13 protein-coding genes, 1 tRNA gene and 1 other RNA gene are annotated in these 12,868 nt (G+C 65.6%); 6 read left to right on the top strand and 9 right to left on the bottom strand.

Annotated features, from left to right (window positions below; translation table 11 throughout):
- Positions 1-69 precede the first annotated feature (69 nt).
- Positions 70-807 (top strand): zinc ribbon domain-containing protein, encoded by a 738-nt coding sequence (locus tag ACN9M4_RS11775; RefSeq protein WP_426298070.1) that lies wholly within the window; start codon positions 70-72, stop codon positions 805-807.
- A 16-nt stretch (positions 808-823) separates the two neighbouring features.
- Here the strand turns inward: ACN9M4_RS11775 and ACN9M4_RS11770 are convergent, their stop codons facing one another.
- The gene (locus ACN9M4_RS11770) at positions 824-1,588 is read right to left on the bottom strand and encodes a YaaA family protein (RefSeq protein ID WP_426298068.1); all 765 of its coding nucleotides are present in this window, start codon (positions 1,586-1,588) and stop codon (positions 824-826) included.
- 57 nt (positions 1,589-1,645) lie between these two features.
- Here ACN9M4_RS11770 and rnpB point away from each other — a divergent pair.
- Positions 1,646-2,029, top strand: an RNA gene (rnpB, locus tag ACN9M4_RS11765) — RNase P RNA component class A.
- A 32-nt stretch (positions 2,030-2,061) separates the two neighbouring features.
- Here rnpB and ACN9M4_RS11760 read toward each other — a convergent pair.
- On the bottom strand, positions 2,062-3,342 hold the full coding sequence (locus tag ACN9M4_RS11760) for a TIR domain-containing protein (protein WP_426298066.1): 1,281 nt from the start codon (positions 3,340-3,342) through the stop codon (positions 2,062-2,064).
- A gap of 75 nt (positions 3,343-3,417) precedes the next feature.
- Positions 3,418-4,284, bottom strand: a complete 867-nt coding sequence (locus tag ACN9M4_RS11755) for a DUF4231 domain-containing protein (protein WP_426298064.1) — start codon at positions 4,282-4,284, stop codon at positions 3,418-3,420.
- A 382-nt stretch (positions 4,285-4,666) separates the two neighbouring features.
- Here ACN9M4_RS11755 and ACN9M4_RS11750 point away from each other — a divergent pair, with 382 nt between their 5' ends.
- The 3 genes from ACN9M4_RS11750 to ACN9M4_RS11740 all read left to right on the top strand — a co-directional run bounded on the left by ACN9M4_RS11750 (position 4,667) and on the right by ACN9M4_RS11740 (position 7,324).
- Positions 4,667-6,121 (top strand): glyceraldehyde-3-phosphate dehydrogenase, encoded by a 1,455-nt coding sequence (locus tag ACN9M4_RS11750; protein WP_426298062.1) that lies wholly within the window; start codon positions 4,667-4,669, stop codon positions 6,119-6,121.
- 74 nt (positions 6,122-6,195) lie between these two features.
- The gene (locus tag ACN9M4_RS11745) at positions 6,196-6,405 is read left to right on the top strand and encodes a hypothetical protein (protein WP_426298060.1); all 210 of its coding nucleotides are present in this window, start codon (positions 6,196-6,198) and stop codon (positions 6,403-6,405) included.
- Positions 6,406-6,529: 124 nt separating this feature from the next.
- Positions 6,530-7,324 (top strand): HNH endonuclease family protein, encoded by a 795-nt coding sequence (locus tag ACN9M4_RS11740; protein WP_426298058.1) that lies wholly within the window; start codon positions 6,530-6,532, stop codon positions 7,322-7,324.
- Between the two features lie 34 nt (positions 7,325-7,358).
- Here ACN9M4_RS11740 and ACN9M4_RS11735 read toward each other — a convergent pair whose 3' ends face one another.
- The 4 genes from ACN9M4_RS11735 to orn all read right to left on the bottom strand — a co-directional run bounded on the left by ACN9M4_RS11735 (position 7,359) and on the right by orn (position 9,710).
- Entirely contained in the window at positions 7,359-8,189 is an 831-nt protein-coding gene (locus ACN9M4_RS11735; protein ID WP_426298056.1) for an acyltransferase domain-containing protein, read from the bottom strand.
- A gap of 57 nt (positions 8,190-8,246) precedes the next feature.
- The gene (gene def / locus ACN9M4_RS11730) at positions 8,247-8,819 is read right to left on the bottom strand and encodes a peptide deformylase (protein WP_426298054.1); all 573 of its coding nucleotides are present in this window, start codon (positions 8,817-8,819) and stop codon (positions 8,247-8,249) included.
- 104 nt (positions 8,820-8,923) lie between these two features.
- Positions 8,924-8,996: transfer RNA gene (locus ACN9M4_RS11725), tRNA-His, on the bottom strand.
- Between the two features lie 129 nt (positions 8,997-9,125).
- Positions 9,126-9,710, bottom strand: coding sequence for an oligoribonuclease (orn, locus tag ACN9M4_RS11720; RefSeq protein WP_426303460.1), 585 nt, complete (start codon positions 9,708-9,710; stop codon positions 9,126-9,128).
- A gap of 194 nt (positions 9,711-9,904) precedes the next feature.
- Here orn and mptB point away from each other — a divergent pair, with 194 nt between their 5' ends.
- The gene (gene mptB / locus ACN9M4_RS11715) at positions 9,905-11,458 is read left to right on the top strand and encodes a polyprenol phosphomannose-dependent alpha 1,6 mannosyltransferase MptB (RefSeq protein WP_426298052.1); all 1,554 of its coding nucleotides are present in this window, start codon (positions 9,905-9,907) and stop codon (positions 11,456-11,458) included.
- On the opposite strand, the gene ACN9M4_RS11710 is transcribed toward mptB, so the two are convergent.
- Positions 11,451-12,155, bottom strand: a complete 705-nt coding sequence (locus ACN9M4_RS11710) for a DNA alkylation repair protein (protein WP_426298050.1) — start codon at positions 12,153-12,155, stop codon at positions 11,451-11,453. The genes mptB and ACN9M4_RS11710 overlap by 8 nt on opposite strands.
- 47 nt (positions 12,156-12,202) lie before the next feature.
- On the bottom strand, positions 12,203-12,802 hold the full coding sequence (locus ACN9M4_RS11705) for a GNAT family N-acetyltransferase (protein WP_426298048.1): 600 nt from the start codon (positions 12,800-12,802) through the stop codon (positions 12,203-12,205).
- Positions 12,803-12,868 lie beyond the last annotated feature (66 nt).

The following is a 12,868-nucleotide window of genomic DNA, read 5'->3' as shown; positions in this document are numbered from 1 at the left end:
CGGTTGAAGGACGGGCCCCGGGCCCGGCCGGATCCCGAAGGGATGCGGCACGATCAAGCGGAGGTGGACGTGGCCAAGGCAGCGCCGGCGGAACAAATGAAGTTGCTCGACTTGCAGGCACTGGACGCCAAGCTCAAGGCCCTGGCCAAGCGTCGCGGGATCCTCGAGAACGATCCCCGCATCACCGACCTCCAGGACGCCCTGGGCGTGGCCAACGGTGAGCTGGGGACCGCGAAGCTCGCCGTGCACGACGCCGAGGCAGAACTCCGCCGGGCCGAAGCCGATGTGGAGCAGGTGGCCGGGCGCATCGAACGGGACGAGGCCAGGCTCAACAGCGGCACCGGCCTTTCCAAGGACCTCATGGCCCTGCAAAGCGATATCGCTTCCTTGAACCGGCGCCGCTCCGATCTGGAAGATGTGGAACTGGAAATCCTCGAGCGTCTGGACGGGCTCCGCGAAAAGCAGGCCGCCCAGCAGCAGATCGTGGACGACATCCAGGGCTCCTTTGCGGGCATCCGTGCCGAACTGGATGCCGCGATCGCCGAAGTAGCCGGTGAAGAGGATGAGGTCCGCTCCGAGCGGAACGCCTTTGCCGCCGGTGTGGACGCCGGCGCCCTGGCCATCTACGAGAAGACGCTGGCTAAGCGCGGAGTCGGGGCGGCCAGGTTGTTCCACGGTAAGTCCGAAGGCTCGGGAATGACCCTGAGCCCCGGCGACCTCGCCGAGGTCAAGGCGGCCGCCGAGGACGATATCGTCTTCTGCCCCGACTCGGGCTGCATCCTGGTGCGCTCCGCGGAATGGAACTAAGCCGGACGAGCGGTCGCTAGCCGGGCAGGATGATGTTCAGGGCGTGCGCCTTTCGCGCGGTGCCCTCGACGAGTTCGGCGCTCCAGCTTTCCTGTGTTGCCTTGAGCAGCTCTTCGGGGGTCGCAGGCGCCTTGCCCCGGCGGCTGAGCAGGTGGCGCGCCAGTTCCCCGCGTGTGTGCTTGGCGAAGTGGCTGACCACCGTGCGCTTGCCGTTCGCCTCGGTGAATACGTTTACCGTGACGGTCTGCGCCGGCGGTGGAGTCCAGGCCGCGGCATAGGTGCTTGAGCGGCAGTCCACCAGCAGCTCGCCTTCCGCCCGCCCGGCGAGTGCCTGCGTGAGCTGCGGCTTCCAGAAGGAAGCCAGCCGCCCGACGTCGGGCAATGCGGTTCCCATTGACAGCCGGTAGGCGGGTACCCGGTCGCCGAAGCCGAGCGCGCCCCACAGCGCGGAGATGACAAGGACCGATTCGGCTGCCTTGCGGCGCTGCGCGGGGGTCAGGGTCTTGTAGCCGAGGGCGTCGTACAGCACGCCCGAATACAGTTCGTACGCCGGCGAGGCCGGTTCGGCATGCAGCCGGGTGTTCCGCTCAACGTCGTCCCTCAGCGATGCGCCGACACCCAGCAGGGCAAGGGCGTCCTCGTGTGCGCTGACCAAGCCCAGGGCGTCGAGCACTTTGGCCCGGTAGCTGTTGAGCTCGGGGAAGCTCAGTGCTTCCCAGTCGACGGCGGGGCCTTTGGCCGCGGGGGTCTTGCCTTCGGAGGGCGGGAGGAGAATCAGCACCCGTCGATATTACCGGTGGCTGGGGGCCTCTCCGGCGCCGGTAGACTGTACTGCGGACGGGGCAGCCAGGCGGCCGCGCGCCACGCAAGTGGCTCGAGGAACGTCCGGGCTCCAAAGGGCAGGGTGGTGGGTAACGCCCACTCGGGGTAACCCGCAGGCTAGTGCCACAGAAAACAGACCGCCGCTTCCGTGCTCTGCACGGGTTGCAGGTAAGGGTGAAACGGTGGTGTAAGAGACCACCAGCTTCCCGGGTGACCGGGAAGGCTAGGTAAACCCCACCCGGAGCAAGGCCAGACAGGACACGTTTGAGGGCTGCCCGCCCGAGTGTCCGGGTAGGCCGCTGGAGGGCGCCGGCAACGGCGTTCGTAGATGGATGGTCGCCACTTCCTCGCCGGCAACGGCCTGGAATGACAGAACCCGGCGTACAAGCTGCCCCGTCCCCCGCACTGCCTGGATGATGCCTGCCCGGGCGATTAGTAGTAGTAGCTTGTCTGCAACGCGTTCGCGAAGGACACGAACCAGAAAAATCCCCCGACACCGATGCCGATCCAGGCCCATACCTGGGCTTTCTTTGAAGCGTCAAAGGCGCCGGCGTGGTTTCCTGCGTTCCAGCGCCCCGGAACCTGGGTCGAAAAGTAGAGTGCCACCGCTCCGAGCGGGATGCACAGCAGCAAGGCGATGATCGAAAGCGCCAATCGTTGCGGCGGTGTCGGCTGCTGGATGTACCGGAAGTCCGGTGGCTGCTGGAAGCCTTGCTGCTGTTGCGCGATCGGCGGGCCTGTGTACACGCGGTTCATAGCCGCCTGCGGAGGCCCGGCCTGCGGATTGCCGGCCCGCGGATTGCCGGCCCGCGGTTCGGCGAATCGCTTGGCGGGAGCGGGTTCAGGCCCCGCTGCCAGGCCGGGCGCGGTGCCCTGCCCGGAGACGAACTCCGGTGCCGGTTTCTGCGCCGTCGCTGGCGCCGTCGCGGAAGGGCCTCCGGCTGTGGGTAGTGGCCCTGCCGCCTGCTGGGCTACTGGTGACGGGCCCGATTTCGCGACGGTTGCCTCCGCGCGGTTGCCGCCGGACCGAAGGACATCGTCCTGCCGCACCCGCTCGATGTCCTTGGCCACCTGGTGAAGGAGGTCGCGACGGCCCTCCAGCACCTCCAGGAGCTCCGCGGCTGCGTCATGTTCACGGGGGCGTTCCAGTGAGGCCCGGAGCTTCGCAAGGATGGAGAACTGCTCGTCTGCGCTAAGCAGATCCCGTCGCAGGACGGCGGCCAGGTCGCCCAGATAGGACACGGGGACGGCCGGCGGGTCAGGGAGGGGATCGGGCAGCGCTGCGTCCGGCGGAATGGAGAAAAGGGCATTCGCGAGCTGGGCGCCGGTGAGGGGAGTCCTGTTGGTGTAGTCGATGAATTGCAGTGTCGCGATGTCCGGCGGGAGCAAGTCCGAGCGGACGGCTTTGACGACGAGCGGTATCAGTGGTTTGCGAAGCCTGCGCGCGTAGTCCCGTTCCCTGGTTGCTGCCTCGGAGTCGATCAGGCTGGGGGACACCACCAGTATCATGGCGTCACAAGAGCGGATCTGTTCGAGGATGACGTCCCACCATGCCTGGCCGCCGTCCAGGTTGCTGTCCACCCAAGCCTCATGGTGCAGGGCCGAAATGCCTGCCCGGATGTCGTTGAGCGCGTCCTGGTCTTCCCGGGCGTAGGAGATGAAAACCCGCCTGCCGGAGCGGCCAGGCGACGGAGAAGCTGCTGTTCCGCTCATGGGATCCTGGTCTCGCCTGAACGAATAAATACAATGATTGGTGAAATAAAGGATACGCGTCCGGCGTGACCGTCGCTAGCCCCCGCGCGAAGCGAGCCACATGGTGTGCTCGCGGCTGATTGCGTCCTCGGCGTCGGAAACCGCTGTTCCCCAGGATGCCTCATCGGCATCCTGCAGGAGCGATTCCTGCAGGGCGAGTTCCCGGCTCGTCAGGCTGTAGGCGGCGGCAAGCTGGGCGTGCTGCTTGAGAGCCAGCCAGGCGGCGCTGGCGCCGATGACGGAGCCAAGGACCCCGCCGAGGTCTATCTCCGAGACGCCGGCGAACTTCAACGTTGCCAATGCCACGGCAAGGATCTCTGCAGAGACCAGCACGGTCCGCCACACCTCGGCCCGCCGCTTGTTAGCGGCGGCTTTGGACGCGTACCACTGGCGCTGGGCGAGCGTCCGCTGCCTGAGGTAGGCGGACTTCCGCTCCTCGAAGCTGCTGTGCCGCAAGGCGGTCATGGAGTCGGTGACCAACGGGCTGTCCGTGGCAATCGCCACCCGGTCGCCGCCCTTCTGGGTCAGTTGTTCGGCCCTCTCCCGCAGAATCTTGCGTGCGCCGGCGTCGCTGAGTTCGGTCCCGAACGGGGCGCCGTGGACGGAGTAGCGCCAAGCCATGGTTTTCATGGATTCCGCAAGGGCCCTGCCCGCGTACCAGTCACGCTCCGGCTGGACGTAGGAGAGGATGAGCTCGCAGATGAGTGCCATCAGGAAGGCTGCGAGCACCACGAGCGAAGAGAGGCCGAGGTTCCCGACCGCCAAGGGGACCGCGGCGCCTACCGCGCCGGCAATGGTGCTGCCGAGGCGTAACCGGTTCAGGAACAGGTACTTCCGCTGGCCTTTCAATGACGCAGAGTCGGCATCCTTGAAGTACCCCGGCAGCTCGAGGATTTCACTCACGACAGGACTTCCGTTCGCCCGGCGGGACCGGCGCACCGGCAACCGATGATTGGATTGTAGGGCCAGCCATAAGCGGCGGCCAGAGTCCGAGCCGGCCCGCTGCCCGGCCCGTGTGAGTGAATTCACTGTTCCGGACGACCTGCGCGTGCTTCCCAGACCCTAGAATGGATGGTGAACGCTGAAGTTCCCCGCCGATACTGCGTTCGCAGCCGGCGGTTTTTCTTTGCGATCGTCGTGGCGTCCGGGGCGGACCGAAGCCCCAGCGAGGCCAGTGCCGCAGGATTACTCCGGGCGGCCGCCATCTGCGTACGAGGACGTGCGCGGTTGACCCTAGGAAGGTAGTTCTGTGACCCAGTCGTCTGATTCTTGTCTTGATTCGTGGATGGGCCGCGAGGCGCTCGCCGAGGCCATGATCCCGGTGATCGGCCGTTTGTACCGTGAAAACAATGTGGTGACCAGCATTCACGGGCGCAGCCTGATCAACAAGTCCTCCATGAACATCCTGAAGGCACACCGTTTCGCCCGCCGGATGAGCAACGCAGAGCTCCGGCTGGAAGAAACCGCTCCGCTGCTCGATGCCCTTGCCGGACTCGAGCTCGGCGCAGCAGCCATCGACATCGCCCTGCTTAACGAAAAGTTCAAGGCCCAGGCCCCCGGAACGTCCTTGGAGGGCTTCCTCCGCGAAGAGCTGGCCGCCATCGTGGGCCGTCGGGGCGCCGACGACCGCACCAGCACCGACGTCGTGCTTTACGGCTTCGGCCGCATCGGCCGCCTGCTGGCCCGCCTCCTGATCGAAAAGGCCGGCGGCGGGCACGGCCTGCGCCTGCGCGCCATCGTCGTCCGCAAGGGCGCGGAAAACGACCTCGCCAAGCGCGCCAGCCTGCTGCGTCGCGACTCCGTGCACGGTTCCTTCGAGGGGACCATCCGCGTGGACGAGGAAGCCAACACCATCACCGCCAATGGCGTGCAGATCCAGGTGATTTACTCGGACAATCCCTCCACCGTGGACTACACGGCCTACGGCATCAAGGACGCCCTGGTGGTGGACAACACCGGCCGCTGGCGCGACGCCGAAGGCCTGTCCCAGCACCTGCAGAGCAAGGGCGTGGCACGCGTGCTCCTGACCGCACCGGGCAAGGGCGAGCTGAAGAACATCGTGCACGGCATCAACCACAGCTCCATCGAGGACAGCGACACGATCGTCACGGCCGCGTCCTGCACCACCAACGCCATCACCCCGGTCCTGAAGGCTCTCAACGACAAGTTCGGGGTCGTCCACGGCCATGTCGAGACCGTGCACTCCTTCACCAACGACCAGAACCTGATCGACAACTTCCACAAGGGCGACCGTCGTGGACGTTCGGCGGCGCTGAACATGGTCATCACCGAAACCGGTGCGGCCAAGGCTGTGGCCAAGGCCCTTCCGGAACTGCAGGGCAAGCTGACGGGCAACGCCATCCGCGTTCCCACCCCGGACGTCTCCATGGCCATCCTGAACCTCAACCTTGAGACGGGCACCACGAAGGACGAGGTCAACAACTACCTGCGCGAGATGTCCCTGCACTCCTCGCTGCGCAAGCAGATCGACTACATCGACTCGCCCGAAGTTGTCTCCACCGACTTCGTCGGCTCCCGCCGTGCAGGCATCGTCGACGGCCTCGCCACTATCGCCAACGACAAGAACCTCGTGGTCTACGTCTGGTACGACAACGAATTCGGCTACAGCTGCCAGGTGGTCCGCGTGATGGAGGAAATGGCCGGCGTGAACCCGCCGTTCTTCCCGGCACCGGAAGCGCCCGCCGCCGCTGAACCGGCCCTGGAAGCGGTAACCGTCTGATCCTGATTTCAGGAAGTTCGGCTTTCCCGGCCGGTTCTCTGGAATCGGCCGGGAAAGCTGCGCAAAATGGACCCATGGAACGCGAAGAGACCCTGGACCACGACACCACGCTGGAGCACGCACTCGACGTAGCCCGGGCAAACCAGAAGGAAGCCAAGAGGCTCCTGGAGAGCGCCCGTGCCGCCCACCAGGCCGGAGATGTCACCGCCGAGCGTGTCTCGCAGCTTGAATCGCTGCTGGCGATTGCCGACGAAGACCTCAAACGGGTCGCCCGGGAGCAATAGCTTCCACTATTACTTGATGGCCTGCGGGGCCGGTGTGTCCTCCTCCACACTGTGGAATGCGCCGATAATGTCTGGCGCCTGGCCTAGGCTCAAGGGATTGAAACCACAGTGAAAGGACTTTCCCTTGAGTACCACCTGGACCGCCTTCCGGCGTGCCCGACGCCGATCCCGCCAAGCCTGGGCCGTGTTGGCCGTCGTCGTGGCAGCAGCTGTGGGCGGCGTTGCATGGTTCTTTAGCAGCGGCCAGTTTGCGGTGGCGGAAGGTCCGGCCGGCGGGCCCGCTACGGCACGGGTGCTGGACTACAGCTGGATGAAGCCGGTCCCTTCGGTGACCCCTGTTCCGCTTGGGACAGCGGCCGACGCTCTTGAGTCCCTTCCCGTCAAAGGCCGTGCAGGCAAGGATGACTACGACCGCGCGGAGTTCGGCCAGGCATGGCTGGACGTGGACCACAACGGCTGCGATACCCGGAACGACATCCTCCGACGTGACCTAAGCTCCGTGCGGTTCAGTGACGGTTCGAAATGCAAAGTGGCCGGTGGCGGGCTTGCCGAGCCGTATGTCGGAAAAGCGCTCGAATTCCGGCGCGGACCGGAAAGCAGCAAGGCGGTACAGATCGACCATGTCGTGGCGCTCGGGGACGCCTGGCAGAAGGGTGCCAAACAGCTCACGCCGAAGCAGCGCAGCAGCTTTGCCAACGATCCGCTGAACCTGATTGCCGTCGATGGGCCGGCCAATGTGAAGAAGGGAGCCGGCGACGCCGCGACCTGGCTTCCTGCCAACAAAAACTTCCGATGCCATTACGTTGCCCGGCAGATCTCGGTCAAAGCGGCCTACCGGCTCTGGGTCACCGCCGCCGAAAAGGACGCCATGAAGCGCGTGCTCGCCGGATGCCCGGGGCAGCAGACCATCCGGCCCTAGACCAGGAGCGGCCGCGCGCCGCGCCGGGCTACCGTCAGGGTGCCGCTGGCAGCTCCAGGTGACCGTGCCCGAGCTGCCAGCTGCCGCCGTCGTCGATCCGCTCAAGCACCACGCGCTGCAGCGAAGTGTCCCGGGGCAGTTGTGCCAGGTTCTCCATGTCCCTGGTACGGAAGGTGAAGTAGACGGCATCGCTGGGAGCGTCCGAGCACCGGTCCACGGTGAAGCGGCGGGCAAAGGAGGCGATGTTGCTCTCAGGAAGCCGTTCGGCCAGGTAAGGGTCCAGCATCCAGGAGTCGCACGTGGCCAGCCGGACCGGTTTGTCCGGGAAATGGCGGTCCAGGAAGGCCCGCGCCAGGACCAGGCTCTCGTCGACCACGGCAGGGGAGAGGCCGCCGTCCTCGGGAATGTGCAGGCCGACGATCCATTCGCCTTCATGTGCCGGTGACGGGCCGCCACCGCTGCGAACCAGGTGGTACTGCAGGCGGCCGAGCCGGAACATGTTTCCGGCCATGTGCAATGTGAGCCATGCCCAGGTGTCCAGGCCGAAGCGCCCGTGGACGCGGCGGTTGATTCGCAGGTTCAAGCCGACGTCGGCCAGGATGGCGGCCGAAAGCCCGGCCGCGATCCCGCGTGAGCGGTGGTACGACGCTGTGGCGGGGGCGAAGCGGAGGAGCGCCTCGATCCAGTCGCGTTCGGTGCAGCCCGCCGCGGACGCAGCCTCGGTAGGGAAAGTGCCAAGCCGCGCTTCCAACGCCGACAGGGCCGAAAGGACCTGTTTGCCCGGAGGTGTCGACAGGAGGGCCGCACATTCGCGTGCGTCGTCGTCCCGGATGTCCAGGAGTTCAAACAATGCCGTGTTGTCCACCGCGAAGGTCCGATCGCTCGAAGTCGGGTCAGCTCAATGTCGAGGGCCGCGGCCGGCTCAGTGCCCGAAGGGATCGGCGTCGACGCCGGGCATCCAGGTCAGTCCCGGGACGCCCCAGCCGTGCTTCTTGGCCTGTTTCATGGCCTTTTTGGAATAGCGGTCCACGAGGCGGTTCACGTAGAGCTTTCCGTCCAGATGGTCGAATTCGTGCTGCATGACCCGGGCGAACCAGCCCGTGGCCACGAAATCGACGGGCTTGCCGTCGCCGTCGAAACCCTGCACGCGGGCCCACTCGGCCCGCTGCAAAGGGTAGTGCTCGCCGGGGAAGGAGAGGCAGCCCTCGATATGTTCGTCCGGATCGGGCAGCGCGCCGGACACCTTGGACAGGGTCAGGACCGGGTTGACCAGGACGCCTTCATCCGGTGCGTCGTCGTCATTGGCGTACTTGAAGATGAAGACCCGCTTGCCCACGCCCACCTGGGGTGCGGCAAGGCCGACGCCGTTCGCCGCTTCATTGGTTTCGATCATGTCCGCGATCAAGGTGCGCAACTCGTCGTCGAAGACTTCTACTTCGCTGGCCCGGCGGTGCAGTACGGGCTCGCCCCAGATGGTGATGGGCAGGACGGTCATGGCGGCTGGTTCCTTGCTGCGTGACGGTTGCGGAGAAAAGCAAAGGCCGCACTGGAAACCAGTGCGGCCTTTGGCTGACCGGTACCAACTACCAGCCTTATGCGGGTGAGCGACGGGGGTTGAACCCGCGACCTCCTGGACCACAACCAGGCGCTCTGCCAACTGAGCTACGCCCACCATGCGCCTTGTGAGCAGCGGAATGACCCGCCGCCTGCGAAGGCAACGACAAAAACTATACCTCGTGTTTCACGGCCGCAACGCCACTTTTTGCCGTTTCAGGGAAAATTCCGGAAAAGGTAACGCAGATCACACTGCGGTGCTGTCTTCGACGCTCTCCGAGATGCGCTTGGAGACCTTCTGTGCGGTGGCGGTGTCCGGTCCGGGGGCGGGGACGAAGACGGCTTCGCGGTAGTAGCGGAGCTCGTCGATCGAATCCTTGATGTCGCCAAGTGCCCGGTGGCCGCCGTGCTTGGCGGGCGCCTGGAAGTAGGCCCGCGGGAACCAGCGGCGGGAGAGTTCCTTGATGGTGCTGACATCGATCACCCGGTAGTGGAGGTGCTCGATGACGTTGGGCATGTCCCGTACGAGGAAGGTGCGGTCCGTGCCGACCGAGTTTCCGCCCAGCGGGGCCTTCTTCGGGTCCGGAACCCAGGCTTCGATGTACTCCAGGATGAGCGCTTCGGCCTCCGCCATCGTCTTGCCGTGGGGCAGTTCGTCAAGCAGCTTGGACCGGGTATGCATGTCCCGGACGAAGTCGTTCATCTGCTCGAGCGCTGCGTCATCAGGCTTGATGACAACATCCACGCCCTCGCCTAGGATATTCAGCTCGGAGTCGGTGACCAGGGCGGCCACTTCGATGAGGGCGTCCTTTTCAAGATCCAGGCCGGTCATTTCGCAGTCGATCCAGACGATGCGTTCATTAGTAATAGGCACCCGCCCAGCCTACAGTTCGGCTGCCCGATGCCGCTCCGGTGATACGATTTCGAGCATGGCAGAGGCTGGTTTCCGCCCTGCTTTTTCCCTGTACGGGCTGCCCGCGGGGCACGTCCGGAACCTGCTCGGCAAACGATTGGATATTTCTGACAATGAGGGCGCCTGTACCTGCCGCCAGCAAGGACGACGGGACGCCGTCGGCCGCAGGAACGTCGGCGGAAGTGGACAATCCCCGCTCGCCCCTGATTGCCGGCTTCATCGGATCGATGTTCCTGGTCTTCGGGTCCCTCGGAGTTGGGTGGCTTGCCCCCGTGTCCGAACTCCGCCGCTTGCCGCTGTTCATCTGGATGCGCACGGAGGCCGCGGGCGTCGCGCTGTCCATCGTGTTGCTGTCGGTCGGCGGAATGCTCTTGGTACGGGCGTGGCTTCGCCTGGGCCAGCGTGTGCGGGTCTGGGGCCAGGAAGCCCGCAAGGCGACCCTCCAGGCGATCCTCGCCTGGGGCCTGCCGATGATGTTCACCGTCCCCCTGTTCAGCCGTGACGTCTATGCCTACATCGGCCAGGGGAGGCTGATGGTCGAAGGCATCAATCCCTACGAGAACGGCATCTCGGCCCTGCCGAACTACTTCCAGCTGGGCGCGGACAAGATGTGGACCGAAGCCCCGGTTCCCTATGGCCAGCTGTTCCTTTGGATCGAGCAATTCGTCGTGTGGGCGACCAATGTCCAGCCGGAAGCCTGCATCATGCTCTTTAGGGTGGCGGCCGCCGTCGGGATTGTGCTTTGTGTCATCTACGTTCCCAAGCTCGCCGAACTCCACGGCGTCAATCCGCACCGTGCCCTGTGGCTTTCCGCAGCCAATCCGCTCTTCCTTACCAACTTCATCGCCAGCGTCCACAATGACGCCCTGATGATCGGCCTGGCCCTCGCCGGGCTTTATTACTGCGCCACCCGCCGGGTGGTCCTGGGCATCGTCCTCGTGACCCTTTCCATTTCGGTCAAACCGATCACCGTGGTGTTCCTGCCGTTCATCGGCCTCCTTTGGGCGGGCAAGGGTGCCAGCTGGCCGCGCAAGTTCCTGTTCTGGGCCCTGACCGCCGGCCTGTCCCTGGCGCTCCTCTACGCCTTGGGCGCCGTCAACGGCTTCGGCTTCGGCTGGATCAAGGGACTGTCGGCACCGGGCAGTGTGTGGATCTGGTACGCCCCCGTGGGGCTGCTCGGCCTGATCGTCGCCTCGATCGTGAATGTGTTCGGCCTTGACGGCTGGGGCCTTGCGAAGTGGGTGTACGACGCCGGGAAGGTCCTTGCGCTGGGAATCGTCGCCTGGCAGGTCTTCCGCGGCAACCATGACCGGGTCATGCGCCGCCTGACGCTTGCCTTCGCTGCGATCGTGTTGCTGTCGCCCATGATCCAGTCCTGGTACGTCGTGTGGCTGATTCCGCTGTTCGCGGTGACGGGCATCCGGAACGACTGGCAGGTGAAGACCCTCTACTTCGTGGTCTCCTTCTTCATGGTCTATGCGATCTCCGACCAGCTGGAGGTCTTCCCGTACCTCCAAAGCGGGGATGTCGGCCTGGCTTTGGTGCTCGCCCGGAACGCGGCCGCCATCATCGCCCTGCTGTTCGCCCTCTACCTGATTTTCCTTGACCCGCGCACCAAGCACCTCTTCAGCCGCCGGGACCAGCCGCTCAGCCACACCGTCATTTAGCGTCGCTGCCGCCGGACGGCGGCAGGCGGCGCACGGCTTCACGGTAGGACAGGGCGCTCAGCCGTTCCTTGTGTTCGGCAACGAACCCCGCCACCCAGTCCGGATCGCTTTTGCCGTACTCGCGCAGGGCCCAACCGATCGCCTTTCGGATGAAGAACTCGCTGTCTCCCAGGTTTGGCAGGATCACCGCCGCCAGCAGCGTCCTGTTCGTCCGGTCCTTGGCCCCCACCTGGGAAGTGATCGCCGCGCGCCGGACCCACATGTCGCCGTCGGCCGCCCAATGCAGCATCAGCTCCGCCATCACGTCCGGATGCGCGAGCAGCAGCTCGCGGATCCGTGGCGACACGCCGTCCACTAGGTCCCACCAGGCGCCGCTGCGGATGAACTCCTCATATACAGGAACCATCTCCAGCTCGGCGGCGACGAGCCTCGCAGCCGTGAGATCGATCGCCGCATACCGTTCCTCGCGGACGCCGGCATGGCGCCACAAGCGGAGCACGGTGTCGCGCAGTTCGGCACCTGAGGTGAACGGTGATGCCTTCGCAGCGGCCTTCACCATCCCGCGCACTTCGGGAACAGGCACGCCGAGCGATGGCATGTCGGACTTCATGTACGCCTGCACCGACCGGGCGCGTTCCGGATCGCCGGCGTCCCTGAGCGATGCCCGGATAGCTACGATGAGCTCGTGCTTGTGCATGGCTCCACTGTAGGCGGGGCAGATTCCCTGCGGGGCAGGGGCGGTCGCTAGGGGGCGGCGTCCGGGCGCCGCAGCCGCATGACCGCCCTTCCGGGAACCGAAGTGGGGACCGCCTCGAACCCGGCACGGGTGAACAGGGATACCGTCCCGTGGTAAAGGTCCGCTGCGCCGGCCTTCGGCCGCAGGGCAGGATCCACTGGATAGCCTTCGATGATCCGTGCACCGTGCGCAAAAGCGTGCCCGACGGCGGCAGCCAGCAGATCGCTTGCGATGCCTCCGCGCCGGTGCCCGGGGGCGACGACGAAACAACTCACCGACCAGACGCCGTCGCCATCGGCGGCGGCAGCGCCGGCCGAGCGCAGGATCTGCGAGCGCTCGATCCGGGGATAGCAGTGCCTGGGTTCGACGGCGCACCATCCCACGGGGACGCTGTCCTTGACTGCGATGACACCGGGTTCGGGCCCGGCATCGAACGCCGCTTTCAACTGCTCGCGAAGGCCTTCCGCGGGAGTTTCCTGCCAGGCTTTGCCGGGAATCGAAAACCACCGGCACCAGCACCGGCCGGGTTCGCCCTTGCCGCTGAAAAGTTCGTCCACCTCGGCCCACTGTGCGGGACGGGTCAGGATTCCTGCGGAGTTCTGCTCCATGGCAGGGAGTCTAACCCGGTGTACCGGACGGTGGCAGCCCTCATGACCCGGCCGCTCCAGCAACGG

This window comes from Arthrobacter sp. R-11 (assembly GCF_049913155.1).
Classification (GTDB): Bacteria; Actinomycetota; Actinomycetes; order Actinomycetales; family Micrococcaceae; genus Arthrobacter.
This window is presented reverse-complemented; position numbering and strand designations above follow the sequence as displayed.

Excerpts from the sequence above, each read along its gene's own strand:
- ACN9M4_RS11745 (WP_426298060.1), top strand. The coding sequence starts at position 6,196 with ATGGAACGCGAAGAGACCCTGGACCACGACACCACGCTGGAGCACGCA.
- orn (WP_426303460.1), bottom strand. The coding sequence starts at position 9,710 with ATGACCGGCCTGGATCTTGAAAAGGACGCCCTCATCGAAGTGGCCGCC.
- ACN9M4_RS11760 (WP_426298066.1), bottom strand. The coding sequence starts at position 3,342 with ATGAGCGGAACAGCAGCTTCTCCGTCGCCTGGCCGCTCCGGCAGGCGG.
- ACN9M4_RS11705 (WP_426298048.1), bottom strand. The coding sequence starts at position 12,802 with ATGGAGCAGAACTCCGCAGGAATCCTGACCCGTCCCGCACAGTGGGCC.
- def (WP_426298054.1), bottom strand. The coding sequence starts at position 8,819 with ATGACCGTCCTGCCCATCACCATCTGGGGCGAGCCCGTACTGCACCGC.
- ACN9M4_RS11750 (WP_426298062.1), top strand. The coding sequence starts at position 4,667 with ATGGGCCGCGAGGCGCTCGCCGAGGCCATGATCCCGGTGATCGGCCGT.
- mptB (WP_426298052.1), top strand. The coding sequence starts at position 9,905 with ATGAGGGCGCCTGTACCTGCCGCCAGCAAGGACGACGGGACGCCGTCG.
- ACN9M4_RS11710 (WP_426298050.1), bottom strand. The coding sequence starts at position 12,155 with ATGCACAAGCACGAGCTCATCGTAGCTATCCGGGCATCGCTCAGGGAC.